Genomic DNA, 5,089 nt, shown 5'->3' on the forward strand with positions numbered 1-5,089 from the left:
CTATTACAGTGAGTATCAGGGCAAGGCCGAAGAATACCGTAGTTTAAAACGACAGTATGACGAGCAAAAGCTCATCACTGATAACACCTTCAACGCTATCAGGATCATCAATGATATTTCACAAGCTAATAGCGAAGACCGGAACCGGACAGCCGTGGATTCTGAGCAAACTCAGGCCGCCATCAAAACTATTGTTGTTAATCATGATTGCGCCGCTCGCCTTGTTCCTGATGGGGTTGTTATCCGGCTGCAACAACACGCGAATCGAATACGTTCAGGTGCCACTGATTCCGATCCCGGCGCATCTGCTCGCTGACTGTCTGACCCCGGCCATTCCTGACAAAATGACATGGGGTGACAGCCTCATTCTGAATGAGCAGCTACTGATGATCATTGAACAGTGCAATCTGGATAAATGGGCGATACGGGAAATAGAAGACACCTCAGCACCTCAGGACAAGTGATGCTGAGGTGGCAAGAGTATATTAGGGCGCTGAGCATTGAAATTTTTTCTTAAAATTGGCTTTATGTCAGAGGACGAAGAAAAAAATAGTGCTATATATTCAGTAAGCGTTTAAAGTTCTTGACCTCAAAAACGGTTACATTGACTCCTTGGGAAGAAAGACAAGAAAATGAAAGACATAGACGTGCGGCGTGCTGTTCATTCTAAGATACTGAAAGAGCATCATAAAGATCCAGACACATTAGTTATTGATGAGTTTTCTTTGAATCAGGGTCTATGCCGTGCTGATATTGCGGTAATTAATGGAGTTATTCATGGTTATGAGTTAAAGAGCGAGAGAGACAATCTTTTGAGACTACCTAACCAGATAGAACAGTATTCCTTAGTTATGGATAAAGTCACACTAGTTGTACATGATTCTCATTTATTGGCTGCTCAAAAAATTATCCCTGAATGGTGGGGGATAAAAATAGTCAATCAAGGTGGTAGGGGAGCAATTCATATACATAACTACAGGCGAGATAAACTAAATCCTGATGGTGATGTTTTTTCATTAGCAAAACTGCTTTGGAAAGATGAATGTCTTCGTATTATGGAAAAATGGGATATATTGAAAGGCAATAAAAGTAAACCACGTTTTGAGCTATGGGATATAATTGCACAGCATACCTCACTTGAAAAATTGAAAGTTGAAGTGAGGCACACTTTGAGGCAAAGGACTACGTGGAAAAACTAAGGCATAGCAGGATATTTAGTGGAGTATTGAGAAAGCTGCTCAATTACCATAGTGAAATGATGTGTGTGTGCAACTTTTCTCCATGTCTTTGAACTGCCAGCTGTTACAGTGTTGCTAGCTCTATCGTGTATATATCTATCCCCCCAACTATAATTTGGATCAAAATAGTAGGGACTATTAACTAAGATTTGAGAGAGATTTTGTGTTTGCCCCCAGCCATTTTTTCTGGCTGCTAAACCTTTAACAATGATCCAATTACCCCAATCAGAGTAACGAACTGAAACATACGGGGACATCAATCGAGGGTCAATATTGCTTATTTCTGAGCTGGCAGTGGGGTAATCACTAAATCCTGGAGTTCTAGTCATGCCGGACGTTTCTACTATTTTTTGCCATAAACTCCACTCTTCTCTTGGGATGGTATGTAGCGTATGTTGCTGGATACCTGTTTGAAATTGTGGATAATGACAACTTGAAAATATTATTCTCCTCCAGTTCTTCAAGTTACAAACCGTTACATAGTGATAAATTGCATCCTCTATTAGTTTTGTAGTCAGATCTGGAATATCAGTAAAATCTATAATTAAATCGACATCTTTAGCGTCTAGTTTAATTTGTGTAAGTAAGTACAATATAAGCCCTGCATTTTTTGGTGTTACTTTTATTGCAGCACCATTGCTATTATTTCTCAGTACAGAATATATATATTCTTTAGAGTAACCCGGTGATATAACAGGGATTAATTCTTTCCCGTGATTTCTTGCATGACTAATACAGATATCTAGTGGGTGATTTTGCATGTCACCATGTTCATCTAAATAACCAACATCAACAAATACAGGACGTTCAGATTCCCATGAATCAGCTAATATTGCTCCGAATGATGAAAGGTGATCTATCAAGTTTTTTTGATAGCATTCGTTTATGAAATCCCAAGGAATATCGAGAACAGAAATAATGGGAGTTAAGCCAGAAATTACATTAGGCGACAACTCTTTAAGCGCTTCATATTCAGCCGCTTTCCATCGGATTTGGGGATAATAATGGTGTATATTCATATATAGATATCCTTATAAAGTACAAAAAGAAGAAATATTACATGCTTATTTTTCAATCTTCATATGAATAACTTTCTAAATGTGACTTACTCCATTCATTTTTTAATATAAGATACCTAAATAAAATTATTGCAATAAAAATAATAATGCATGAATTAAACAATATTCCTCTACCCATTCCCTGAGTGGCTACAGGAATAACCCATGCTGCCACCCCGTTCCTACCGCGTACCCAACGCACACGGGCTGGTGGCATTTTTATTTTCACTGCGCATTCACAGCGCCATTCTTTAAACGTCGAATCCAATCACTTTGATATGAGCCTTCGAGGAAGTCAGTTATAGCTGGCGAGCTTCGACGGGCTGATTTTCTATGTGAACGAGGGTTCATTTCAAATGTAGGTAATACGCCATGAGTAACTTGTTAACTGCTGAAATTAACTTCAAAGGTGACACCATCACCACGATGAAAGAAGGGAGCATTGAGTATGTCGCCATGAAACATATTGTTAAGAACTTAGGGATGAGCTGGGGTGCACAGCAACAAAAGTTACAGAGAAACAAAGATAAGTTTGGGTGTATCGATATCGATATACCTTCAAGTGGTGGAATTCAAAGGATGCTATGCATCCCTCTGAAAAAACTTAATGGTTGGTTGTTCAGTATTAACCCTGCGAAAGTTAAAGCAAGCATTCGCAACAAACTCATTCAATATCAGGAAGAATGCTTTGCTGCTCTGTATGATTACTGGACTAAGGGTTATTCCTCTCGTAAGAAATTAAACCTCTCAGAGGCCGAGATAGAAGCACATGAAATTGCCAAATACGATACAGAGACTTTTGCATTAGCAAGTCAAGGTTCCAGAGATATGAATGACAGGAAGAAAGCAATCCCCGTTATTCAGAGGAAAATCCGAGATTGGGAAAGCAGACATCTACTGCAATTCGATTTCGTTCTGGTTCAGACAGGAATAGGAAGACTCACCCGCTCTTAGCTTACGCCATCATGACTCACAGAGTCGTGATCGCTATGCAGAAAAGCAAAGTCCGATTATCGGATATTGGACGATAAGTGACTTCCTGAATGTTTTTTCAGCATTTTATATAACCACAGTACAAAAACTGTCGGGGTTATATCAACCAGACCAGTTATTTATTCTGATTTATGGAGAACAAACATGTCACAAGGTACAGCAACATCCACATTCACTGTCGGTATCAAATACGACACTGAAACATTAAGCCAGCTTGAATCACAGCTAGAACGCATTGCTGAACTGATGGATCGCATTGATGGGCGACGTGAGGTCGGTACGAAGCAGGCGGAATACAAAGACGCTGCCACCATCATCAATGAGGTGGAGCAGGCTTATCATGCACAGGGAGTCTTTAGCGGAAAGTTGAGGTCTTTAGTGTCGAAGGTGGGAATTAACCTGAGTGACGATCACCTCCGCTATATAATCCGTGAAGAGCTAAAGACACTCATCACCCGTGAGATTCGACCCGGTGGATTACTCGCAAGGCGGTGATGCTATGCCACCCCGTATCCCCCGAGCTTGCCGCAAGCAAGGCTGCCCCAAGACTACTACCGACCGCAGCGGCTACTGTCCTGACCATCTGCATACAGGCTGGCAATCTCACCAGCAGGGTAAGAACCGACACGCCCGCGGCTACGGCAGCAAGTGGGACAAGCTACGCGAACGGATTCTTAGGCGTGATAAATACCTGTGTCAGGAGTGCTTACGAAGTGGTCGAGTAGTAGAAGCCAAGACCGTTGACCATATCATTCCCAAGGCTCATGGGGGAGCTGATACAGATAACAATCTATCCTCGATTTGCTATAGCTGCCACAGACGGAAGACATCTTTAGATCGTTTTAATAAATAACAATTTCATAGGTGAATAATGACTGAGTCAACATTAGATTCAGGGGAACTGCACGTCTTAATAAAAGAAATTAAGGGGTTCCCCGGTTATTTTGCATCTAAAGAAGGTGAAATATTCTCGCTTAGAACCAATCAATTAAAAAGGCTTAAGACGAGAATACGTAATGGCTATAAACGAGTTAACGTTAGGAGCGGTACCGGACGTAAGACGGTGGTAACAAAACCCGTTCATCAACTTGTGCTATTGGCACACAAGGGAGATAAGCCGAAAGAATGCGATCTTACACGTCATCTAAATGGGGATCCGCTTGATAACCGTCTGGAAAATTTAAGGTGGGGAACCCACAAAGAAAACACTCTAGATAGTATACGACATGGTACAGCAGCCTGCTTGAAATATGGGGAAAGAGCTGTTGCTACAAAGCTATCAGATAATGATGTTTTAAAGATAGAGCAACGAGTGTTGGATGGAAATTCTAAACTTTCGGTTGCGCGTGAGTTTGGAATATCAGCGGCTCATGTTCGAGATATAGTCAATCATCGGACTAGGTGCCACCTATGGACCGGGGGCGGGTCAAATAGCTACCACTCTCGCCCTTAAGGACCGCCGCCTTGCCTCTTTTCAGATCGCCGCGAAATGCCAACCTTTTTTTGGGGTGCCCCAACTGCACCATTTTACAGGAGAAACCACATGGCAGGACGACCGCCAACCCCGACTCACCTGCGTCTGGTGAGGGGTAACCCATCAAAGCGCCCGATTAATGCCCATGAACCGATGCCGGAAAAAGGGGTTCCCCATGTCCCCAAGCATTTTGGGAAAATGGGCCGGTACTGGCATGAACGGATCGCCGGGGAACTGCATAAAGTCGGCGTGCTGACTAACCTTGACGCCAAAGCCCTTGAGTTGCTGGTTGAAGCCTACGTCGAATACCGCACGCACTGTGAAAC

Annotated in this window: 9 protein-coding genes; 8 read left to right on the forward strand and 1 reads right to left on the reverse strand. The window is 42.3% G+C overall.

Annotated features, from left to right (window positions below; all coding sequences use genetic code 11):
- The 3 genes from AB204_RS23695 to AB204_RS19965 all read left to right on the forward strand — a co-directional run.
- Positions 1-316, forward strand: a 316-nt coding sequence (locus AB204_RS23695) for a hypothetical protein (RefSeq protein WP_047965140.1), incomplete at its 5' end; no start/stop codon positions are given.
- A complete protein-coding gene (gene lysC / locus AB204_RS21785; protein WP_324292621.1) occupies positions 279-464 on the forward strand; it encodes an Rz1-like lysis system protein LysC in 186 nt (61 codons plus the stop codon). The genes AB204_RS23695 and lysC, both read left to right, overlap by 38 nt.
- Positions 465-632: 168 nt before the next feature.
- Positions 633-1,199: a sce7726 family protein gene (locus AB204_RS19965; protein ID WP_047965141.1), complete on the forward strand. Its 567-nt coding sequence runs from the start codon at positions 633-635 to the stop codon at positions 1,197-1,199.
- Here the strand turns inward: AB204_RS19965 and AB204_RS19970 are convergent.
- Positions 1,196-2,257: a beta family protein gene (locus tag AB204_RS19970; RefSeq protein ID WP_047965142.1), complete on the reverse strand. Its 1,062-nt coding sequence runs from the start codon at positions 2,255-2,257 to the stop codon at positions 1,196-1,198. The two genes, AB204_RS19965 and AB204_RS19970, sit on opposite strands and share 4 nt — an antisense overlap.
- Positions 2,258-2,668: 411 nt before the next feature.
- Here AB204_RS19970 and AB204_RS24075 point away from each other — a divergent pair, with 411 nt between their 5' ends.
- The 5 genes from AB204_RS24075 to AB204_RS19995 form a co-directional block, all read left to right on the forward strand.
- On the forward strand, positions 2,669-3,250 hold the full coding sequence (locus tag AB204_RS24075) for a phage antirepressor N-terminal domain-containing protein (RefSeq protein WP_053067960.1): 582 nt from the start codon (positions 2,669-2,671) through the stop codon (positions 3,248-3,250).
- 183 nt (positions 3,251-3,433) lie between these two features.
- Positions 3,434-3,784, forward strand: a complete 351-nt coding sequence (locus AB204_RS19980) for a hypothetical protein (RefSeq protein ID WP_047965143.1) — start codon at positions 3,434-3,436, stop codon at positions 3,782-3,784.
- A gap of 4 nt (positions 3,785-3,788) precedes the next feature.
- The gene (locus AB204_RS21790) at positions 3,789-4,142 is read left to right on the forward strand and encodes an HNH endonuclease (protein WP_072061488.1); all 354 of its coding nucleotides are present in this window, start codon (positions 3,789-3,791) and stop codon (positions 4,140-4,142) included.
- A gap of 18 nt (positions 4,143-4,160) precedes the next feature.
- Positions 4,161-4,742, forward strand: a complete 582-nt coding sequence (locus AB204_RS19990) for an HNH endonuclease (protein WP_053067961.1) — start codon at positions 4,161-4,163, stop codon at positions 4,740-4,742.
- Between the two features lie 90 nt (positions 4,743-4,832).
- On the forward strand, positions 4,833-5,089 hold a 257-nt coding region (locus tag AB204_RS19995), incomplete at its 3' end, for a phage terminase small subunit P27 family (RefSeq protein WP_047965145.1).

Source organism: Xenorhabdus khoisanae (genome assembly GCF_001037465.1).
GTDB classification, from domain to species: Bacteria; Pseudomonadota; Gammaproteobacteria; order Enterobacterales; family Enterobacteriaceae; genus Xenorhabdus; species Xenorhabdus khoisanae.